Raw genomic sequence first — 19,447 nt, forward strand, 5'->3', positions numbered from 1 at the left:
GGCTAGCCGCGGATTTCTTCGGCATCGGTGAACCGGGTCTTCTTGGCACGCACGGCCCGGTTCCAGAACCAGGTCAGGACCCAGAGCAGCAGGCCCAGGACCAGCAGCAGGCCGGCGATCTGGTACTCGATCGGATCCTGGGCCCAGGGACCGAGGAGGAAAGCACAGGTGAAAACGCCCACGTACGGAAGGAAGCCGGGGGAACGGAAGTGCTTGCCTTCGTGCGGAGTGCGGCGCAGCACCAGGCAGGCAATATTCACCACGGTGAAGACGGCCAGCAGCAGCAGGGCGGTGGTGCCGCCCAGCGCGGTGACGGTTTCCTTGCCCATGAAGTTGGTGACAAGGATGATCAGTCCCAGGGCGATGGCGGTGGTGAAGAGGATCGATGCCCACGGGGTGCGGCGGCCCGGAAGGACCTTGGAAAGGGAACGGGGGAGGACGTCCTGCTTGGCCATGCCGTAAAGCAGGCGGCTGGCCATCAGCATGTTGATCAGCGCAGTATTGGCCACCGCGAAGATCGACAGGAACGGATAGATAACGTCCACCGGCAGGTTGGGGGCGCCGGCACGGACAACTTCCAGCAGCGGCGTTGCGCTGGCGGAGAGCTGGCCCACGGGAACAATGGCGACGGCGGCAATGGAGACCAGCAGATACACGACCAGGGTGATTCCCAGTCCGGTCAGCATGACCTTCGGGAAGATCTTCGCGGGGTCGCGCGTCTCCTCGGCCATGTTGACGCTGTCTTCAAAACCGACCATGGAGAAGAAAGCCAGGGAGGTGGCCGCCGTGAGGGCAAGGAAAACGCTCTTGTTGCCTTCGGTTTCAAAGACCATGACCCGTGAGAAGTCGACGTTGCCCTGCCCCATGGCCCAGAAGCCAATCAGGATCACGATGAGAAGGCCGGTGAGTTCGATGATGGTCAGAACCACATTGAACTTAATGCTCTCTCCGACACCGCGCAGGTTGATCAGGGCGAGCACAAGCATGAAGATGACAGCCACCCAAGTGACGCCGGTCTGACCCCAGTCGAGGTTAAACCCGACAATGAAGTTCTCGGCCAGGAACTTGGCGGCGGTGGATGCCGACGTGATGCCTGAACTCAGGACCGCAAAGGTCACGAGGAAGGTCACGAAATGAATTCCAAAGGCTTTGTGCGCATAAAGCGCGGCACCGGCTGCCTGCGGGAATTTGGTGACGAGCTCAAGATAGGAGAGAGCAGTAATCGTGGCGACGAAGAAGGCCACCAGAATGGGAGCCCAGGCGGCGCCGCCAATCTCGCCGGCCACCTGGCCGGTCAGGGCGTAAACACCGGTTCCAAGAATGTCGCCGACGATGAACAGCAGCAGGAGCTTGGTTCCCATCACCCGCTTGAGTTCGGGCGCTCCCGAGTCGTTTTTTGTTTCGGCCATGACGGCTTTCCTGCTTTCTGGATATCTGCATCTGCGGTCCGGGCCTAGCCGGAATGGGGCTCACTGCCCGTGCCCGGTATTCTCTGCGCTTCAGAGCGGCATAGCAATGTTACGGGAAATGACTGAGGCCCGCGTAACCGAAGTCGACCAAAGCCCGCCCGGGAGGAAGGTTAGTCAGCTTCCTTTGAATCGGGAATGACGCGGACAGCCACAATGCGCCGGCGGGAAAGGCTAAGCACCTCCAGCTCGCACCCCGGCGCCCCGACCACATCTCCGGGCCTGGCAATCCGGCCCAGTCTTTCCATAATGTACCCGCCGACCGTTTCATATTGTCCTTCCGGAAGGGCGAAGCCGGTCAGCCGCTCGAACTCCTGCAGGATCAAAGCGCCGTCAACCACCAGATCGCCGCGGATCCGACGGTGCCTGTCCTCGGGGTCCCGCAGGGTGTCGTACTCGTCGTAGATCTCCCCGACCAGCTCTTCCACCAGATCCTCCAGCGTGACGATGCCGTCCGTGCCGCCGTATTCATCCGCCACCACGGCGATGTGGCTGCCGTCCCGCCGCATGCGGGACAGCGAGGGGACAACCGGCGCGGTGCCCGGAAGGAAGAGGATGGGGCGGGCAATGTCCCCGAGCGTGCGCGGCCCACCCAAACCGTTGCCGCCGTCGTCCTCCTCCCGCAGGAGGTCCCGCACATGGATGAAGCCGACGACGTCGTCCGGTGAGTCCCTGATGACCGGGTACCTCGAGTAGGGGAGCACATGCACGATGGCCCGGGCCTCGGCCACCGTCAGCTCGGCGGAAAGGAACTTCACTTCGGGACGGGGACGCATGACCTCCTGCAGCAGCCGGTCGCCGGCGCCGAAAACGTCGGAGAGGATGCGCCGGCTGTCCTCTGCAAGGACGGGGCTGGCTGCCACCATGTCCCACAGCTCCTGGGAGGTGATCGGGGGCGTCTTGACCTTGGGATCGCCGCCGAGGACCCGGACCACGGCATCCGTGGACACCGACAGCAGCTTGATGACGGGCCGCATGATGACGGCGAAGACATTCAGGGGAGGGGCGAGGAGACGGGTGAAGCGCTCGGCGTTCTGCATGGCCAGCCGCTTGGGCACCAGCTCACCCAGGACCAGGGACAGGTAAGCCACGGCCAGGGTCAGCAGGATGAAGGCGGTGGCGTCCGCTGCGGCCGGTGCAAAACCCAGCCCCCGCAGTGCCGGTGCCAGCGCGGGAGCAAGGGCGGAAGCTCCGTAGGCGGCGGAGAAAAACCCCGAGAGGGTCACGCCAATCTGGATGGATGACAGGAACAGGTTGGGGTTGCGGGCCAGCTCGGCGATTCTCCTGCCGCCGGCCCCGGATGATTCGATGCGGCTGATCTGGCTCTCCCGCAGCGAGACCAGCGCCATCTCGGTTCCGGCGAAAACCCCTCCCAGCAGGACGAAGAACACGACGAGCAGCAGATTGAAGAGCGTTGCGCCATCCATAGACCCGAGGGTACCGGCGCCGTGCCGCCGCTGACAGGGAAGAACAGCTGCGCACGATGCACAGGGGAAGATGTGTTCAACGTCACGGATAACTAATCCGGTGTTTGACGGAAGGCAACAAAAAACCCCGGAATCCAAAGGATTCCGGGGTTTTGATTGTGCGCGGAGGGGGACTTGAACCCCCACCCTCGTTAGAGGACTAGCACCTCAAGCTAGCGCGTCTGCCATTCCGCCACCCGCGCTTGGGTGTTTGCCGCAAGCTCTTTGGTCGTTCAAAAGCTGCGGAAGCAACGGGAAAAACTCTAACACGGTTTTAGCCGCAACCGTAAATCGGCGCTGGTCAGGCACTCGGTGGCTAGGCTGGGCACCAATCACTTCGAAGGAGAAACATGTCTGAGTCCACTGCGTCTGAGTCCGCCGCGCGCCCAACAACCGCCGAAGATGAAGTCACCCGGATCTGCCAGGAGCTTATCCGCTTTGACACCTCCAACTTCGGGGACGGCTCAGGTCCGGGGGAGCGTGCCGCCGCCGAGTACACCGCAGGACTGATCGAGGAAGTCGGCCTGCACGCGGACCTCTTTGAGTCCGCTCCGGGCCGTGCCTCGGTGGTCACCCGGATGGAAGGCAGCGATTCCTCTTTGCCCGCCCTCGTGGTGCACGGCCACTTGGACGTGGTTCCGGCGCAGAAACAGGACTGGTCGGTTGATCCGTTCAGCGGCGAAGAACGCGACGGGCTGATCTGGGGCCGCGGCGCCGTGGACATGAAGGACATGGACGCCATGATCCTGTCGGTAATGCGTCAGATGGCCCGTTCGGGCGCCAAGCCCAGGCGGGACCTCATCTTCGCGTTTTTCGCTGACGAGGAGGCCGGCGGCCAGTACGGTGCGGGCTGGGCGGTGGAGAACCGCCGCGAACTGTTCGACGGCGCCACGGAGGCCATCTCGGAGGTTGGCGGCTTCTCCGCCACCATCGGGGGCAAACGCACCTACCTGCTGCAGACCGCGGAGAAGGGCATCTCCTGGCTGCGTCTGGCTGCCCACGGGCGGGCCGGACACGGCTCCCAGATCAACACCGACAACGCCGTCACCCGGCTGGCCCGCGCCGTCGCCACCATCGGCGAGTACCCCTGGCCCATCGAGCTCACTGACACCACCCGTGCCTTCCTGGACGGCGTGACCGAGCTCACCGGCGTCGAATTCGATCCGCAGAACCCCGAGCGGCTGCTGGCGGAACTGGGCACCGTGGCCCGTTTCGTGGGTGCCACCCTGCAGAACACTTCCAACCCCTCGGTGCTCAAGGCCGGGTACAAGCACAACGTCATTCCCGGCAGCGCCGAGGCGCTCATCGATGTGCGGACCCTTCCCGGTCAGGAGGAGCAGGTCCTGGCCCTCATCAAGGACCTCGCCGGCCCGGGGATCGACGTCAGCTACGAGCACAAGGACGTATCCCTGGAGGTTCCGTTCAAGGGAAACCTGGTGGATTCGATGATCGGCGCGCTGCAGGCCGAAGATCCGGGTGCCCCCGTGCTCCCGTACACGCTCTCCGGAGGCACCGACAACAAGTCGCTCAGCCGCCTGGGCATCACCGGATACGGTTTTGCGCCGCTGAGGCTGCCGGAGGACCTGGACTTCACCGGCATGTTCCACGGTGTGGACGAAAGGGTGCCGGTCGATTCCCTGAAGTTCGGGACCAGGGTCCTGTCCCGGCTGCTCACCAGTTACTAGCCTTTCCTCCTGAAAGGATCCAGTGCATGAACGTCGAAAACATCCTGACCCCCGACCTCCTGGAACGGCTGCGTGGACGCGCTGCCGGTTATGACCGGGACAACAGCTTCTTCACCGAGGACCTCGAAGACCTGCGCCGCGCCGGCTACTTGTCCCTCTTCACCCCGCAGGAGGCAGGCGGTGCAGGATTCACGATTGGCCAGGTAGTCCAAAGCCAGCGGCTGCTGGCCGCCGCAGCCCCCGCCACGGCGCTGGCCGTCAACATGCACCTCGTCTGGTGCGGCGTGGCCCACCTGCTGGCCCTGCGCGGGGACGATTCCCTGGCGTTTATCCTCGAGGACGCCGCCCGGGGCGAGCTGTACGCCTTCGGCATCTCGGAACCGGGCAATCCTGCCGTCCTGTTCGATTCCAAGACGGCTGCCGTTCCGCAGGGGGACGGGTCCTATGCGTTCACCGGCACCAAGATCTTCACCAGCCTCTCTCCAGCGTGGACAAAGCTGGGTATTTTCGGCCGTGACGACTCAGTGCCCCAGGAGCCCCGGCTCATTTTCGGGTTCGCCCCGCGCGGCACTGAGGGCATCATCGTCAAGGATGACTGGAACACCATGGGCATGCGGGCCAGCCAGTCCTGCACCACCGTCCTGGATCACGCGGTCCTGTCCAAGGGGCAGCTGGTCCGCAGCACCCCGGTGGGACCGCACTCGGATGCCTTCGTTTTCGGCATCTTTGCCCTCTTTGAAACCCTGCTGTCCGCCGTCTACACCGGCATCGGCGACCGCGCCGTCGAACTGGCGGTGGAAGCCGCACAGCAGCGGACGACGGCGGGAGGCGGCAGCGGGGCCCACGACCCGCACACCCGCTGGAAAGTTGCGGATGCGGCGATTCGGATGGACGGGATCCATCCGCAGCTGGAAACGATGGCCCGTGATCTGGAAGAGGGTGCCGACCACGGAAGCCTGTGGTTTCCAAAACTGTCCTCGCTGAAGTACCGGGCCACCGAAACAGCACGGTCGGTGGTGGAAACGGCTGTCCGCGTGGCCGGGGGCAGGAGCTATTCCCGGGGTGCGGAACTGGAGCGCCTCTACCGTGACGTGCTTGCGGGCATGTTCCACCCCTCAAGCGAGGATTCTGTTCATGCGTCGGTAGCCAATGCCTGGCTGGGGCCGCTGCCGGACTAGTCCAGTGTCTGGGGTAAATCCGGCCGCTGCGCTGCAGCGGGGTTCGAATCAGGCAGTGCGGCGGACCCGCATGATCCGGCGGCGCAGCCAGAAACGGCGAGCTCCGCCTCGGTAGATGCAGCTGCGCTGGAGCTCCCATTTGCCGTACTCGGCATGTTCGGTGATGATCCGGCGTGCCTCGGAGAGGGAATCTCCGGGGTTCACCGACACCACGAGGTACTCATAGTCCCGGATATTTTCGTTTGGCCGGCGGACGCTGGGCCGAAGAATTTGTTCTCGCATTTCCCTCCAATTTTGCTCACTTTACCGCTAACGTCTAGGGCATGAGCATAGATCCGCATGTTGCGCTCCAATCCCTCGTGGCCGCACTCGAAGAACATCTGACGGCGGCCTCGCAGCGCCGGGGAGACAAGGACCCGGTGGTGGAAGCGGCCTATCTGGCTGTCGCGGATGCCTTCGAGGTCTATGAGGAAGTCCTCTATGACGCCTACGGCGAGGTCACGCCGCTTGAGATCTACGAAGATGACGACGAGGATTTTGACGCCGATATGGATGCCGACGCGGAGTTCGTCAACGATCCCCGCGACGCGGGGGAACGCTCCTCCGGTGCGCAGCCGGGAGGGTAGCGGGTTCGGGCGCCAACTGACGGTGCCCTAGAGTATTCCCTTGTGAATTGGTTTGAAGCACTCTTCCTCGGTCTCATTCAGGGTCTTACTGAATTTCTCCCCATCTCCTCCAGCGCCCATCTGCGGATTGTGGGCGAGCTGCTGCCCGGCGCGCAGGATCCGGGGGCGGCCTTTACGGCCATCACGCAGCTCGGCACGGAGACGGCCGTCACGGTGTACTTCTGGAAAGACATTGTCCGGATCGTCAAGTCCTGGTTCGGGTCGCTGACCGGACGTGTTCCGCGCAATGATCCGGATGCCCGCATGGGTTGGCTGATCATCATCGGAACGCTGCCCATCGTTATCCTCGGGCTCCTGTTCCAGGACCAGATCGAGAGCACCTTCCGCAGTCTGTGGATCGTCGCCACCATGCTGATTGTCTTCGGCATCATCCTGGCGATCGCGGACGCTGTGGGGAAGCAGCAGCGCCGTCTGGACCAGCTCACCTACAAGCACGGCATCCTTTACGGGCTCGCGCAGGCCATGGCGCTGATCCCCGGCGTCAGCCGTTCCGGCGGAACCATCACCGCAGGGCTGTTCATGGGCTACACCCGCGAGGCTGCCGCCCGGTATGCGTTCCTGCTGGCCATTCCTGCAGTCTTCGGCAGCGGCCTTTTCCAGTTGGCCAAGTCGCTGGATGAGCCGATGGTGTACGGCGGGTGGGAGACTGCCGGAGCCACCCTCGTTGCCTTCATCGTGGGATTCATCATCATCGGGTGGTTCCTGCGCTACGTTTCCAGCCGCAGCTACAGCCTCTTTGTCTGGTACCGGATCCTCCTCGGCGTGGTCATTTACATCCTGCTGGGCCTGGGTGTGCTGACTGCCTAGGAAGGGAAAGTAGAGTTGTCCCTGTGATTGCCTGGAAAAACTTCCCCCTGCCCGTCCTGCCCGGAAAATCGCCGGACCTGGTTCTCCACGACACCGCCCTGGACAGCGCCGTTCCCGTGCGCACCGACGGTGAGGCCAGTCTCTATGTCTGCGGCATCACCCCCTATGACGCCACCCACATGGGGCATGCTTCAACCTACGTAGCCTTTGACCTGCTGAACCGGCAGTGGCGGGACGCAGGCAATACGGTCCGCTACGTGCAGAATGTCACGGACGTTGATGATCCGCTGCTGGAACGAGCCAACGCCAAAGGCCTGGACTGGCGGGAACTGGCCCTCGAGCAGACCCAGCTCTTCCGCGACGACATGGAAGCACTGAACGTCCTGGCTCCGGATCACTACATCGGCGCGGTGGAAGCCATTGACTGGATTGTGCCGGCAGTGGAGGATCTGCTTCGCCGCGGCCTTGCCTACCGTGTTCCCGGGGATGGCAGCAACCCCGCCGGCGACGTCTACTTTTCCGTCGATGCGGCCTCGGAAATGGACCCGGAGGATCCTGCGGCCTGGCATCTGGGCAGCGTTTCCGGCCTCAACCCCGAACAGATGCTCCCGATCTTTGCCGAACGCGGCGGCGATCCCCTGCGCCCCGGCAAGCGCAATGCGCTGGACCCGCTGCTGTGGCGCGTGAAGCGGGCCGGCGAACCCTTCTGGGACGGCGCAACGCTGGGGGAGGGGCGCCCCGGCTGGCACATTGAGTGTTCAGTCATCGCCCAGCGTTTCCTCCCGGCTCCGTTCACCGTTCAGGCCGGCGGCTCGGATCTGGTCTTCCCTCACCATGAGATGAGCGCCGGCCACGCCTACGCCTGCAGCGGAAGCCCGCTGGCCCGCCATTACGCGCACGCCGGCATGGTGGGCCTGGACGGCGAGAAGATGAGCAAGTCCCTGGGCAACCTGGTACTGGTTTCCCAGCTGCGGAGCCAGGGCACTGATCCGGCTGCCATCCGTGCAGTCCTGCTCAGCCACCACTACCGCACCGATTGGTTCTGGACGGATGATCAGCTGACCAGTGCCGAGCAGCGCCTTTCCCGCTGGCGCAGCGCGCTGCCCAATACCAGCCACGCCGAAGCCGAGCAGATGCTCACTGAGGTGCGCACGGCCATGGCCCGGGATCTCGATGCACCTGCCGCTTTGGCCGCAGTGGACGCGTGGGCGGTCATGGTCGCCGAGAGCGGCCGGGCGAACACCGTGACCGCAGACGGCGCCGAACTGGCTGCTTCCACGCTGGACGCCCTGCTGGGTATTCGGCTCTAGCCCGGGGCAGGGCCCCTAGTCGCGCCGGCGGCGTTTGAGATAGCGCTCAAACTCGCGGGCAATCGACTCGCCGCTGGCTTCCGGAAGCTCCGCCGTGTCCTTCGCTTCTTCCAGCTGGCGCACATAGGCGGCGATTTCCGGATCCTCGGTGGCCAGTTCGTCCACGCCCCGCTCCCAGGCATCGGCTTCATCGGTCAGCAGCGCCGTGTCCAGGGGTGCCTGAAGCAGTTCCTCGATGCGGTGCAGCAGGGACAGCTGCGCCTTGGGTGAGGGGGAGTGCCCCACATAGTGGGGCACTGCCGCCCACAGGGACACAGCGGGAATGTCGGCCAGCCCGGCCATTTCCGCCAGCACCCCAACGATCCCGATGGGCCCCTCATAGTGGGAAGACTCCACCTTGAGTTCCTCGCGCAGGTCACTGTCTTCGCAGGTCACCGTCACGGGAATCGGGCGGGTGTGCGGCACGTCGGCCAGCAGCGCGCCGGCAAGAAGGATGCAGTCGACTTCCAGTTCCTTCGCCAGTGCAATCAGCTCTGCGGTGTAAGCCCGCCACTTGTAGGAAGGTTCAACACCGGAAACAAAGATCACGTCCAGATTGCTGTTCGGAACCTCGGCCTTGGAAATGCGGGTGCTTGGCCATTTGATCCGTTTCTCGCCGGACGCCAGCCGCTCAATCACCGGCCGGGTGAACTGGAAATCGTAGTACTCATCCGCGTTCAGGCTGGCGATCTTCTCGCTTTGCCAAAACATGCTCAGGAACTTCACGGCGTCGCTGGCAGCTTCGCCGGCATCGTTCCAGCCTTCAAAGGCCGCCAGCATGACGGTGGTGCGCTCTTGGGAGCCGCCGTAAAAGTCCTGGAGGCCTACGGGCGGGGTTTCGTCGGTATTGCTCACAGACTCACCATATGTCCGGCGCGCTGTGTTGTCAGGACCGCGGGCAGCCCTTCGCCGAGAGCAAAGTAAACCCGTCAGCCGCCGCCCCTTAGACTGGGATGCATGTCTTCTTCTGTTCCCAATGCCCTGCAGATTGATCCCCGGTACGCCCCGCTCCAGGCGGTGCTGTGGGATATGGACGGCACGATCGTGGACACGGAACCGTATTGGATCCAGGCGGAGAAGGATCTCGTTGCCGAGTACGGCGGCTCATGGACGGATTCCGACGCCGAATCAATGGTCGGCCAGGCCTTGACCTACGGTGCCGGGATGCTGCAGAACGCAGGCGTTCCCCTGACCATCCGGCAGATCATTGACCGGCTTATTTCGCAGGTGACGGTGAAAGTCCGCACCCAGATCCCCTGGCGTCCCGGGGCCCGCGAACTGCTCGCCGAACTTCGCGAAGGCGGCATTCCGTGCGTCATGGTGACCATGTCGGAGCCCGTGCTGGCCAATGAGGTGTGTCGCCAGCTGCCTGCCGGGACCTTCGAGTTCCTGGTCACGGGAGACATGGTCCAGCAGGGAAAGCCCCATCCGGAGCCCTACGAGCTGGCCTTCGACCGTCTTTCGGAGCTGGTCCCCGATCTGGTGAAGAACCGTGTGGTTGCGATCGAGGACTCCCTTCCGGGGGTCACCTCCGCCGGCGCGGCGGGCCTGGTGACGCTCGGTGTTCCCCATTTTCTTCCGCTGCCCCCGGACGAGGGCCGGCATGAATGGGAAACACTGGCCGGCAGGACAGCTGCGGATCTGGCCTCGCTGGTGACCTCGGCGCCGGCAGGGGCAACGCGTTGAGCACTACCCCCGGAGCCGGTACACCGGCGCCCGTGCGGAACGGGATACCCCTGGGACGGATCGCCGGGGTGCCCGTCTACCTGGCCTACTCCTGGTTCATTATTGCCGCCTTTATCGTGGTGTTTTTCGGCCCGCTGGTCCGGCGAAGCTTTCCGTACCTCGGTGCTGGCGCCTACGGGGTTGCGCTGGGATACGCCCTGCTGTTGCTGGTCTCCGTGCTCATTCACGAGCTGGCCCACGCCGTCCTCGCCCGGAGATACCGCTGGCCGACGACAAAAATCGTGCTGACCCTCTGGGGAGGGCATACCCAGTTCGGCAGCGTGCAGACAACGCCGGGGCGGTCCCTGCTGGTGGCCTTGGCGGGACCCGCGGCCAACTTCGCGCTGGCCGGCGCAGGCTGGCTTCTCCTGGTTGCGGTGCCGCTGAATCCGGTGGCAGCGCTGCTGGCCCAGATTTTTGTGTGGGCAAACCTGCTGGTGGCCGTCTTCAACGTGCTGCCCGGCCTTCCCCTGGACGGCGGCCGGATCGTGGAATCGGCGGTATGGAAGGCCACAGGTTCCCAGGACCGGGGCACCGTAGCCGCCGGCTATGCGGGACGAATCATCGCAGCCCTGCTGGCTGCCGCCGTCGTCATTCCGCCCTACCTGCGCGGCGAAGCGCCGGACCTGCAGCTGATTCTGCTCACCGCGCTGATTTCTTCCTTCCTCTGGATGGGTGCCGGAGCCAGTATCCAGAACGCCCGCGTCCGCCTGCGGCTGCCCCAGGTCAGCGCAGGCGCCCTCATGAGCCCCGCGGTTTCGCTGCCCGCCGGCTCGACCGTGTCCAGCGCCCGGGCCCTGCTGACGGCGAATCCGCACGCGGCACTGGTCATCACTGCCGTCACGGGGCAGCCCTGGGCCGTCGCGGACCGCGGAGCACTCGCGCTGGTGCCGGACAACCTGGCGGCGAGCACACCGGTGGACGCCGCAGCGCGCCCCCTGGCTCCCGGAGCCTATGTGCCGGTGGTCGCCGCCGGTTCAGAACTGGTGGAGTACCTCGCTAAACTTCAGGGCAGTGAGTATGCCGTCATAGACCACGACGGCTCCGTGATTGGGCTCCTGACCCAGGCGGTTGTCCTGGACGCCATATCGGCCAAGCCCGGACGGCGGCAGCGTCCGCCGGCATCCCCGCGGTAAATTTCCGCCCCCCCCTTTTTCTTCACAGACCCAGCAACACCCGATCCAAAGGAACGTTACCCATGAACTCGGAAACTCCGGGCCAGACTGCCGCTACAGCACCCCACGGCGCCGACAACCGCCGGGGGCCGCTGCGTCCGGGGGAGCGCGTCCAGCTCACCGACGAAAAGGGCCGGCACAGCACCATCACCCTGACCGAGGGCGGCGCTTTCCACACCCACCGCGGGTTCCTGCCCCATGACACGATCATCGGCAAGCCCGAAGGCACGATCGTCACCAACACCACGGGCCAGCAGTACCAGGTGCTGCGCCCCCTGCTGTCGGACTTTGTCCTCTCGATGCCCCGCGGTGCCGCCGTGGTTTATCCGAAGGACGCCGGCCAGATTGTCACCATGGCCGACATTTATCCCGGCGCCCGCGTAGTGGAGGCCGGCGTGGGCTCCGGCGCGCTGAGCATCTCCCTGCTGCGTGCCGTGGGAGATTACGGCTCGCTTCATTCCTTTGAACGGCGCGAAGAATTCGCGGATATCGCACGGGGAAACGTGGAAACCTTCTTCGGGGGCCCGCACCCCGCCTGGAACATCACCCTGGGTGACTTCCAGGAAGAGGTTGTCCGCACCGAAGAGCCCGGCAGCGTTGACCGGGTGGTTCTTGACATGCTGGCTCCGTGGGAGTGCACCGACGCCGTAGCCACCGTCCTGGCACCGGGAGGCGTCTGGATTTCCTACGTAGCCACTGTCACGCAGCTGTCCCGCACCGCCGAGGCAATCCGCGCCGACGGCCGGTTCACCGAGCCCGACGGCTGGGAATCCATGGTTCGCGGCTGGCACCTGGAAGGGCTGGCCGTTCGTCCGGACCACCGCATGGTGGCACACACCGGATTCCTGCTGACCGCCCGGCGTCTGGCCGAAGGCGCCACCGGACTGGTGGCCAAGCGCCGCGCATCCAAAACCAACTTCAGCGAAGAGGACCTCAACGCATGGACGCCCGCTGCCGTTGGCGAGAGGGAAGTCTCGGCCCACAAGCTGCGCCGCGCTGCCCGTGACGCCAGTTCCAAGGTGCAGCGCGGGGCCCTGGAAAACGCCGAAAAGTACAACGCGGATCAGGACGGTACGCCGGAAACGCCCTAGCCGCAATCGGGCCGGTGGATAACTGCCGGCCCGACAAACACAAGAGGTGCCAACCGGTGTTTTGCCTCCGTTGCTGGGTTATCGTCAGAGGCTAGAGTCCCTGCGCAACGTGAAGGTGGTCGTAAGCATGGTTGGAGCAGATAACAACGTTGAATCCGGGGCTGAAGATCCGCGCGGATACCTCGGCGGAACAGGCGGCCCCGGGATCGACGCCCAGCAGGCCGCCGTGCTTCGGGAGAAGCTGCGGAACGTGGACCGGCAGCTGGCAGCCCTTACCCACAACAATGCCCGCTTGGTGGCGATGCTGGAGACGGCAAAGTCAGAGATCATCCGGTTAAAGGACGCCCTCGAGAAAGAGGGCGCCACGCCCTTTAGCTTCGCGACCGTCATCTCGGTGAACCACCGGGCACCGGCCAGCAGGGGCAAAACCACAACTGCGGCAGTCCAGGACAGTCTGGACATCATTCAGTCCGGACGCAAGCTCCGCGTTTCGGTCAGCCCGCTGCTGGACATGGACCAGATTGTTCCCGGGCAGGAAGTTCTCCTGAACGAGTCGCTGGTCGCCGTCGCTTCGCTGGGCTTCGAGCGCAGCGGCGAGCTGTTCACCGTCAAGGAGCTGCTGGGCACTGACCGCTGCCTGGTCATCGGCCGGGCCGACGACGAACGTGTGGTCCGCCTCAACGGTCCGCTGGTAGCCGAGAAGGTTCGGGTGGGAGACGCCCTCACCGTCGATACACGAATCGGCTACGCCTTGGAGAAGATCCCCCGCAGCGAGGTGGAAAACCTGGTCCTGGAAGAAGTTCCGGACATTTCCTACTCGGATATCGGCGGCCTGGGACCCCAGATCGAGCAGATCCGTGACGCCGTCGAGCTGCCCTTCCTGCATCCGGACCTGTACCGGGAGCACGGCCTCAAGGCACCCAAGGGCATCCTGCTGTACGGCCCTCCCGGCTGCGGCAAAACCCTCATCGCCAAGGCGGTGGCCCACTCGCTGGCCGCCCGGGTCATGGAGCAGACCGGATCCCTGGGAACCCGCAGCTACTTCCTGAACATCAAGGGCCCGGAGCTGCTGGACAAGTACGTGGGGGAGACCGAGCGGCACATCCGGCTGATTTTCGCCCGCGCCCGTGAAAAGGCCTCCGGCGGAAGCCCCGTTGTGGTGTTCTTTGACGAGATGGACTCGCTCTTCCGTACCCGCGGAACCGGTATTTCCTCCGATGTTGAAACCACCATCGTTCCCCAGCTGCTCTCGGAGATCGACGGCGTGGAGAAACTGGAAAACGTCATTGTCATCGGCGCCTCCAACCGCGAGGACATGATCGATCCGGCCATCCTGCGTCCGGGCCGGCTGGACGTGAAGATCAAGATCCTGCGCCCGGATGCCGAGGGCGCGGCGGAGATCTTCGCCAAGTACCTGACACCGGACCTGCCACTGCACCGGGACGACCTCGCCGAAAACGGGTACGACCCGGAAATGACGGTCCGGGAAATGATCCGCCGGACCGTGGAAAAGATGTATGCGGAGGACAAGTCCAACGAATACCTGGAAGTCACCTACGCCAACGGTGACACCGAAATGCTGTACTTCAAGGACTTCAATTCCGGTGCCGTGATTCAAAACGTCGTGGACCGGGCCAAGAAGTACGCCATCAAGGACCTGCTGATGCTGCACCAGCGCGGCCTGCGGATCGATCATCTGATGCGTGCAGTGGTGGATGAATTCCGTGAGCACGAGGACATGCCCAACACCACCAACCCGGACGACTGGGCACGCATCTCGGGCAAGAAAGGCGAGCGCATCACCTACATCCGCACCATCATCCAGGGCAAAGCCGGGCAGGAACCCGGGCGCACCATCGAAACAACAGCCAACCCCGGGCAGTATCTATGAGCGTGCGCCGCGTCATGGGCACGGAAACCGAGTACGGTGTGCTGGCGCCCGGGATGCCCGCGGCCAACGCCACCGTCCTGTCCAGCCAGATCGTCAATGCCTATGCAGCTTCGCGCCGGAGCGGTATGGGCAATTTCAGCGGCACCCGGTGGGATTACACGGACGAGGCACCGCTGAATGACGCGCGGGGATTTGCCGTGCCGCGGACGGCAGCGGATCCGACCCAGCTGACCGATGCTCCGCCGGTGCTGGACGCGGAACAGATCGCCATGGAGGGCGGCGGTCCGGCCGCCCTCTACGGGGAGCAAACCACCGACAACCCGGTCTTGATGAACATGGTGCTGGGCAACGGTGCACGCCTCTACGTTGACCACGCGCATCCGGAATACTCCTCCCCGGAAGTAACCACTCCGCGCGATGCGGTCCTGTGGGACAAAGCCGGGGACGCCGTCGTACTGGCAGCGGTGCGGTATATTGCCGCCGCACCCGGGTTCTCGCCCGTAAACCTGTATAAGAACAACACCGACAGCAAGGGGGCCTCTTACGGGTCCCACGAAAATTATCTGGTTCCGCGCAGTGTCCCCTTCACCGACCTGGTCCGCGGCCTGGTGCCTTTCTTTGTCAGCCGCCAGGTCATTGTCGGGTCCGGCAGGGTGGGGATAGGGACCAACAACCAGCGCCAGGGCTACCAGCTGAGCCAGCGGGCGGATTTCTTTGAGGCGGAGGTGGGACTGGAAACCACCATCCGCCGGCCCATTGTGAACACCCGCGATGAACCCCATGCCGTGGCGGAAAAGTACCGGCGGCTGCACGTCATTATCGGCGACGCAAACCTCAGCGAGGTATCCACGCTGCTGAAGGTGGGAACCACGTCCATTGTCCTGTCCATGATTGAGGCGGGCACTGCGCCGGAAGTGGAGCTGCGGGATCCGGTGGGCGCGCTGCAGGCTATCAGCCACGATCCGAGCCTTGAGCGGCTGGTGGAGCTCAAGGACGGGCGCATGGTCTCCGGCCTCGACCTTCAGGAGATTTATCTGGAGGCTGCTGCGCGGCACTGCCGCAGCGCAGGGACGGACCCGGCCACGGAGGACATCCTTACCCGCTGGACGTCCCTGGTTGGAACGCTGAAGCGGGATCCCCTGGAGGCCGCAGCGTCTGTGGACTGGGTGGCAAAACTGAAACTGCTCCAGGCGTACCGCAACCGGGACTCCCTCGCCTGGTCCGATGCCCGGCTGCATCTGGTGGATTTGCAGTATTCGGACATCCGTCCGGAGAAGGGGCTGTACCACCGGCTCGCCGCCCGCGGTCAAATGGAGCGCATCCTGACCGACCAGGAGATTGCACGGGCTGTCAACGAGCCGCCCGATGACACGCGGGCCTATTTCCGGGGAAACTGTGTTAGCCGCTTCCCTCAGCAGGTGGTGGGGGCCAGCTGGGATTCGATCATCTTCGAGCTCCCCTCGCGCCGGCGCCTGCAGCGCATCCCCACGCGTGAACCCCTCAAGGGAACCCGTGCCCTGACGGGTGAATTGTTTGAAGCTTCCGTGGATGCGGAGGACTTTGTCACTCGACTCCTGTCCGGTCCGGAACATAGCGTGGCACCATAGGCACTAGCAGTTGGGTTCCGATTGTCAGGACCCGTCACAGGGCCGGACTCCGGCCAAGGAAGGCAGGCATCATGGCAACCCAGGACCGCAGGAACACCGAAGGACGCACCGGGGAAGAGGAACTGGAAGAGACGCCTCCTCCCGAAGTCGGCCCGGAAGCGGGCGCGTCAGCGCAGACCGAAGGTGTCGACGACCTTTTGGACGAGATTGACGGCGTATTGGAAAACAATGCCGAGGAATTTGTCCGTGGCTTCATCCAGAAGGGCGGACAGTAGCGGATGACCCCTCAGGACCCCGCGTCAGCGGTTCACGGGGCGGCGCCGCCGTCCTTCAGCGATCATCTCGCCCGCCACCACCCTGAGCTTCTGCCGTCATCCCGCCGGCTGGGCCCGGCTTCTGCAGCGTCAACGTCGGCGGCCGCACCGCAGGCCACCACCATTGTGGCCCTGACCTATGCGGGCGGGGTGCTGATGGCCGGCGACCGGCGGGCAACCATGGGAAACATGATTGCCAGCCGACACATCAAGAAGGTTTTTCCGGCGGACAACTACTCAGTGGTCGGCATTGCCGGAACGGCCGGACTGGCCATCGACATGATCCGGCTGTTCCAGGTGGAACTGGAGCACTACGACAAAATCGAAGGAACGCCCATGAGCCTGGACGGCAAGTCCAACCGGCTCGCGGCCATGGTGCGCTCCAACCTGCCCCTGGCGCTTCAGGGGCTTGCGGTGGTGCCGCTGTTTGCCGGTTATGACACCGAACGCCACCTCGGCCGGCTCTTTTCCTACGATGTCACGGGTGGGCGTTACGAGGAGTACGAACACCACAGCGTGGGTTCCGGATCGGTGTTTGCGCGCGGAGCACTCAAGAAGCTCTGGAAGCCGGGGCTGGACGAGGAGCAGGCGGTGGCCGTGGCAGTGGAAGCCCTCTATGACGCGGCCGACGACGACTCCGCCACCGGCGGCCCGGACCTCGTGCGGCAGCTGTGGCCTGTGGTGTACGTGGTCAACAGCGCCGGTGCCAGGGAAATCCCGGAACGGGAACTGCACATAACGGCCCAGGAACTGGTTAGCCGCCGGTCCGCAGCAGGATTGGAGGGCTGACCATGACACAGCAGTTCTATGTATCTCCCGAACAACTGATGAAGGACCGGGCGGACTTTGCCCGCAAAGGCATCGCCAGGGGACGCTCCGTGGTGGTGCTGACCTGCCGCGACGGCATCGCGCTGGTCGCGGAGAACCCCTCGCCGTCGCTGCACAAACTCGGGGAAATCTACGATCGGATCGGGTTCGCCGCAGTCGGCAAATACAACGAGTTTGAGAGCCTGCGCCAGGCCGGTGTCCGCTACGCCGATGTACGCGGCTATTCCTACTCGCGCGATGACGTTTCGGCCCGCGGCCTCGCCAGCGTCTATGCCCAGAGCCTGGGATCCGTCTTCACGACGGAAGGAAAGCCGTTCGAAGTGGAACTGGCTGTGGCCGAAGTGGGTGCCGAACCGTACCAGGACCACCTGTACCGGCTGACGTTCGACGGCTCGATAGCCGATGAAAGCAACTACGTGGTCATGGGCGGTCAGGCCGACGTCGTCAATGAGGCACTGGCCCGGTCCTGGAACCAGGACACCGGTTTTCCCGACGCCATCCGCACGGCCGTTGGTGCCCTCTCCGCCACCCGCGCCCCTGCGGAGCCCACGGGCACCGCCAACGGATCCTCCGGTTACGGAAACCCCGGCAGTGCTGCCGACGCCGGAGCTGCCCCGGAGCGCCTCGGGGCAGGGCTGCTGGAAGTGGCGGTCCTGGATCGCAATCCGCTGTCCTCACGGGGAACGGTCCGGGCATTCCGGAGAATCAACACCGTAGAGCTGGACCGTTTGCTGTCCGGCCCGGAGGGAGACTGATGGACCGCAGGATCTTTGGGATTGAAACCGAGTTTGGAATTGCCTACTCGGGTCCTGACTCCCGTCCGCTCTCACCCGAGGAAGTGGCACGTTATCTGTTCCGGAAAGTGGTCAGCTGGGGGCGCTCCTCCAACGTATTCCTGACCAACGGTTCGCGGCTCTACCTCGACGTCGGGTCCCATCCGGAGTACGCCACCGCTGAATGCGATGACCTCGCCCAGCTCGTGGCGCATGACCGGGCCGGTGAGTTGATTCTGGACGATCTCGTCGATGAGGCAGAGGACCGGCTGCGGGCCGAGGGGTTCAACGGCAGCGTCTACCTGTTCAAGAACAACACTGACTCTGCGGGGAACTCCTACGGAAGCCACGAGAATTACCTGATTCCGCGGCGCCTGGAATTCTCCCGCCTGGCGGACATTCTTATCCCGTTCCTGGTCACCCGGCAGCTGCTGGTCGGCGCGGGCAAGGTGCTCAAGACGCAATCCGGGTCCCTGTATGCCTTCTCCCAGCGCGCGGACCATATTTGGGAGGGCGTGTCCTCCGCCACCACCCGGTCCCGTCCCATCATCAACACCCGCGACGAACCGCACGCCGACGCCGAGCATTACCGCAGGCTGCACGTTATCGCGGGGGATTCCAACATGTCCGAGACCACTACGCTGCTGAAGGTCGGTTCCGTGGACCTCATGCTCCGCGTCATCGAAGCGGGGACGGTGATGCGCGATTTACGCCTGGAGAATCCCATCCGCAGCATTCGGGAGATATCCCACGACCTGACCGGGTCACTGCCGCTGAAGCTCGCCAACGGGTCAACCATGACCGCCCTTGAGCTGCAGCGCATTTTTCTGGCCAAGGCACAGGACTTCGTGGCGGCCAACGGGGCCCACAACCGCCACGTTCCCCGGGTGCTGGATCTGTGGGAACGGACCCTGGATGCCATTGAGTCACAGGACACCTCCGGTATTGACACGGAAATTGACTGGGCCATCAAGAAGAAGCTTGTCGACCGGTACGCGGAACGCGATTCGCTGGAGCTGTCCTCTTCGCGGCTGGCGCAGCTGGACCTGACCTACCATGACATTTCCCGGCGCCGCGGACTCTTCTATCTCCTTCAGTCCCGCGGGGAAACGGCACGGGTGGTGGAGGACAGCGACGTCAAGGAAGCCGTGGATATTCCGCCCCAGAGCACCCGGGCCAAGCTGCGCGGTGATTTTGTCCGCCGGGCCAAGGCTGCCAACCGTGACTTCACGGTCGACTGGGTGCATTTGAAGCTGAATGACCGGGCGCAGCAGACGGTCCTGTGCAAGGATCCGTTCGCAGCAGTGGATGAGCGGGTGGAAGCCCTCCTGGCTACGCTCTAAGGCAGCGCACAGGGAGAAACGTTAGTCTTATCTCGACTGTCCGCGCCCAAAATCCGGCTCCGC

The 19,447-nt window shown here is 64.2% G+C and carries 17 protein-coding genes, 1 tRNA gene and 1 pseudogene; 14 read left to right on the forward strand and 5 right to left on the reverse strand.

What is annotated here, in order from left to right:
- Nucleotides 1-2: 2 nt before the first annotated feature.
- The 3 genes from CXR00_RS09360 to CXR00_RS09370 all read right to left on the reverse strand — a co-directional run bounded on the left by CXR00_RS09360 (nucleotide 3) and on the right by CXR00_RS09370 (nucleotide 3,135).
- Entirely contained in the window at nucleotides 3-1,409 is a 1,407-nt protein-coding gene (locus CXR00_RS09360; protein WP_104054240.1) for an APC family permease, read from the reverse strand.
- A 170-nt stretch (nucleotides 1,410-1,579) separates the two neighbouring features.
- Nucleotides 1,580-2,893: a hemolysin family protein gene (locus CXR00_RS09365; protein ID WP_104054241.1), complete on the reverse strand. Its 1,314-nt coding sequence runs from the start codon at nucleotides 2,891-2,893 to the stop codon at nucleotides 1,580-1,582.
- 159 nt (nucleotides 2,894-3,052) lie between these two features.
- A tRNA-Leu gene (locus CXR00_RS09370) sits at nucleotides 3,053-3,135 on the reverse strand.
- 147 nt (nucleotides 3,136-3,282) lie between these two features.
- On the opposite strand from CXR00_RS09370, the gene CXR00_RS09375 reads away from it, so the two are divergent.
- Nucleotides 3,283-4,617, forward strand: a complete 1,335-nt coding sequence (locus CXR00_RS09375) for a M20/M25/M40 family metallo-hydrolase (protein ID WP_104054242.1) — start codon at nucleotides 3,283-3,285, stop codon at nucleotides 4,615-4,617.
- Nucleotides 4,618-4,643: 26 nt separating this feature from the next.
- Nucleotides 4,644-5,795, forward strand: coding sequence for an acyl-CoA dehydrogenase family protein (locus CXR00_RS09380; RefSeq protein ID WP_104054243.1), 1,152 nt, complete (start codon nucleotides 4,644-4,646; stop codon nucleotides 5,793-5,795).
- A 48-nt stretch (nucleotides 5,796-5,843) separates the two neighbouring features.
- Here CXR00_RS09380 and CXR00_RS09385 read toward each other — a convergent pair whose 3' ends face one another.
- Nucleotides 5,844-6,077 carry a DUF5703 family protein gene (locus CXR00_RS09385; protein ID WP_104054244.1) on the reverse strand — a complete coding sequence of 78 codons (234 nt, stop codon included), beginning with the start codon at nucleotides 6,075-6,077 and terminating at the stop codon, nucleotides 5,844-5,846.
- A gap of 41 nt (nucleotides 6,078-6,118) precedes the next feature.
- Here CXR00_RS09385 and CXR00_RS09390 point away from each other — a divergent pair, with 41 nt between their 5' ends.
- Genes CXR00_RS09390 through mshC form a run of 3 tightly spaced genes read left to right on the forward strand, consistent with a single transcriptional unit; the run spans nucleotide 6,119 to nucleotide 8,598 of the window.
- Entirely contained in the window at nucleotides 6,119-6,421 is a 303-nt protein-coding gene (locus CXR00_RS09390; protein WP_104054245.1) for a hypothetical protein, read from the forward strand.
- Nucleotides 6,422-6,463: 42 nt separating this feature from the next.
- Entirely contained in the window at nucleotides 6,464-7,288 is an 825-nt protein-coding gene (locus tag CXR00_RS09395) for an undecaprenyl-diphosphate phosphatase (RefSeq protein WP_104054246.1), read from the forward strand.
- A 23-nt stretch (nucleotides 7,289-7,311) separates the two neighbouring features.
- On the forward strand, nucleotides 7,312-8,598 hold the full coding sequence (gene mshC / locus CXR00_RS09400) for a cysteine--1-D-myo-inosityl 2-amino-2-deoxy-alpha-D-glucopyranoside ligase (protein WP_104054247.1): 1,287 nt from the start codon (nucleotides 7,312-7,314) through the stop codon (nucleotides 8,596-8,598).
- 15 nt (nucleotides 8,599-8,613) lie between these two features.
- Here mshC and CXR00_RS09405 read toward each other — a convergent pair whose 3' ends face one another.
- Complete coding sequence (locus tag CXR00_RS09405) at nucleotides 8,614-9,492, reverse strand: PAC2 family protein (RefSeq protein WP_237688569.1); 879 nt, start codon at nucleotides 9,490-9,492, stop codon at nucleotides 8,614-8,616.
- Nucleotides 9,493-9,594: 102 nt separating this feature from the next.
- On the opposite strand from CXR00_RS09405, the gene CXR00_RS09410 reads away from it, so the two are divergent.
- The 9 genes and pseudogenes from CXR00_RS09410 (at nucleotide 9,595) to pafA (ending at nucleotide 19,384) form a co-directional block, all read left to right on the forward strand.
- Complete coding sequence (locus CXR00_RS09410) at nucleotides 9,595-10,323, forward strand: HAD family phosphatase (RefSeq protein ID WP_104054248.1); 729 nt, start codon at nucleotides 9,595-9,597, stop codon at nucleotides 10,321-10,323.
- The gene (locus CXR00_RS09415) at nucleotides 10,320-11,498 is read left to right on the forward strand and encodes a site-2 protease family protein (protein ID WP_237686875.1); all 1,179 of its coding nucleotides are present in this window, start codon (nucleotides 10,320-10,322) and stop codon (nucleotides 11,496-11,498) included. The genes CXR00_RS09410 and CXR00_RS09415 overlap by 4 nt, the downstream gene beginning before the upstream one ends.
- Before the next feature lie 62 nt (nucleotides 11,499-11,560).
- Complete coding sequence (locus CXR00_RS09420) at nucleotides 11,561-12,628, forward strand: tRNA (adenine-N1)-methyltransferase (protein WP_104054250.1); 1,068 nt, start codon at nucleotides 11,561-11,563, stop codon at nucleotides 12,626-12,628.
- 226 nt (nucleotides 12,629-12,854) lie between these two features.
- Nucleotides 12,855-14,519 (forward strand): annotated as a pseudogene (gene arc, locus CXR00_RS09425) (proteasome ATPase); the annotation flags it as partial.
- Nucleotides 14,516-16,126 (forward strand): depupylase/deamidase Dop, encoded by a 1,611-nt coding sequence (gene dop, locus CXR00_RS09430; RefSeq protein ID WP_308470493.1) that lies wholly within the window; start codon nucleotides 14,516-14,518, stop codon nucleotides 16,124-16,126. The pseudogene arc and the gene dop, both read left to right, overlap by 4 nt.
- Nucleotides 16,127-16,197: 71 nt before the next feature.
- Nucleotides 16,198-16,401, forward strand: a complete 204-nt coding sequence (locus CXR00_RS09435; RefSeq protein ID WP_104054252.1) for a ubiquitin-like protein Pup — start codon at nucleotides 16,198-16,200, stop codon at nucleotides 16,399-16,401.
- A gap of 3 nt (nucleotides 16,402-16,404) precedes the next feature.
- Complete coding sequence (gene prcB, locus CXR00_RS09440) at nucleotides 16,405-17,229, forward strand: proteasome subunit beta (protein WP_104054253.1); 825 nt, start codon at nucleotides 16,405-16,407, stop codon at nucleotides 17,227-17,229.
- A gap of 2 nt (nucleotides 17,230-17,231) precedes the next feature.
- Nucleotides 17,232-18,023: a proteasome subunit alpha gene (gene prcA, locus CXR00_RS09445; protein ID WP_104054254.1), complete on the forward strand. Its 792-nt coding sequence runs from the start codon at nucleotides 17,232-17,234 to the stop codon at nucleotides 18,021-18,023.
- Nucleotides 18,023-19,384, forward strand: coding sequence for a Pup--protein ligase (gene pafA / locus CXR00_RS09450; protein ID WP_104054255.1), 1,362 nt, complete (start codon nucleotides 18,023-18,025; stop codon nucleotides 19,382-19,384). The genes prcA and pafA overlap by 1 nt, the downstream gene beginning before the upstream one ends.
- The last annotated feature ends 63 nt before the right edge of the window (nucleotides 19,385-19,447 follow it).

Origin of the sequence: Arthrobacter sp. 9E16 (assembly GCF_002929435.1) — a bacterium.
GTDB lineage: Bacteria > Actinomycetota > Actinomycetes > Actinomycetales > Micrococcaceae > Arthrobacter_B > Arthrobacter_B sunyaminii.

Excerpts from the sequence above, each read along its gene's own strand:
- CXR00_RS09420 (WP_104054250.1), top strand. The coding sequence starts at position 11,561 with ATGAACTCGGAAACTCCGGGCCAGACTGCCGCTACAGCACCCCACGGC.
- CXR00_RS09365 (WP_104054241.1), bottom strand. The coding sequence starts at position 2,893 with ATGGATGGCGCAACGCTCTTCAATCTGCTGCTCGTCGTGTTCTTCGTC.
- pafA (WP_104054255.1), top strand. The coding sequence starts at position 18,023 with ATGGACCGCAGGATCTTTGGGATTGAAACCGAGTTTGGAATTGCCTAC.
- CXR00_RS09360 (WP_104054240.1), bottom strand. The coding sequence starts at position 1,409 with ATGGCCGAAACAAAAAACGACTCGGGAGCGCCCGAACTCAAGCGGGTG.
- dop (WP_308470493.1), top strand. The coding sequence starts at position 14,516 with ATGAGCGTGCGCCGCGTCATGGGCACGGAAACCGAGTACGGTGTGCTG.
- CXR00_RS09380 (WP_104054243.1), top strand. The coding sequence starts at position 4,644 with ATGAACGTCGAAAACATCCTGACCCCCGACCTCCTGGAACGGCTGCGT.
- CXR00_RS09410 (WP_104054248.1), top strand. The coding sequence starts at position 9,595 with ATGTCTTCTTCTGTTCCCAATGCCCTGCAGATTGATCCCCGGTACGCC.
- prcB (WP_104054253.1), top strand. The coding sequence starts at position 16,405 with ATGACCCCTCAGGACCCCGCGTCAGCGGTTCACGGGGCGGCGCCGCCG.
- prcA (WP_104054254.1), top strand. The coding sequence starts at position 17,232 with ATGACACAGCAGTTCTATGTATCTCCCGAACAACTGATGAAGGACCGG.
- CXR00_RS09385 (WP_104054244.1), bottom strand. The coding sequence starts at position 6,077 with ATGCGAGAACAAATTCTTCGGCCCAGCGTCCGCCGGCCAAACGAAAAT.
- CXR00_RS09435 (WP_104054252.1), top strand. The coding sequence starts at position 16,198 with ATGGCAACCCAGGACCGCAGGAACACCGAAGGACGCACCGGGGAAGAG.
- CXR00_RS09375 (WP_104054242.1), top strand. The coding sequence starts at position 3,283 with ATGTCTGAGTCCACTGCGTCTGAGTCCGCCGCGCGCCCAACAACCGCC.
- CXR00_RS09390 (WP_104054245.1), top strand. The coding sequence starts at position 6,119 with ATGAGCATAGATCCGCATGTTGCGCTCCAATCCCTCGTGGCCGCACTC.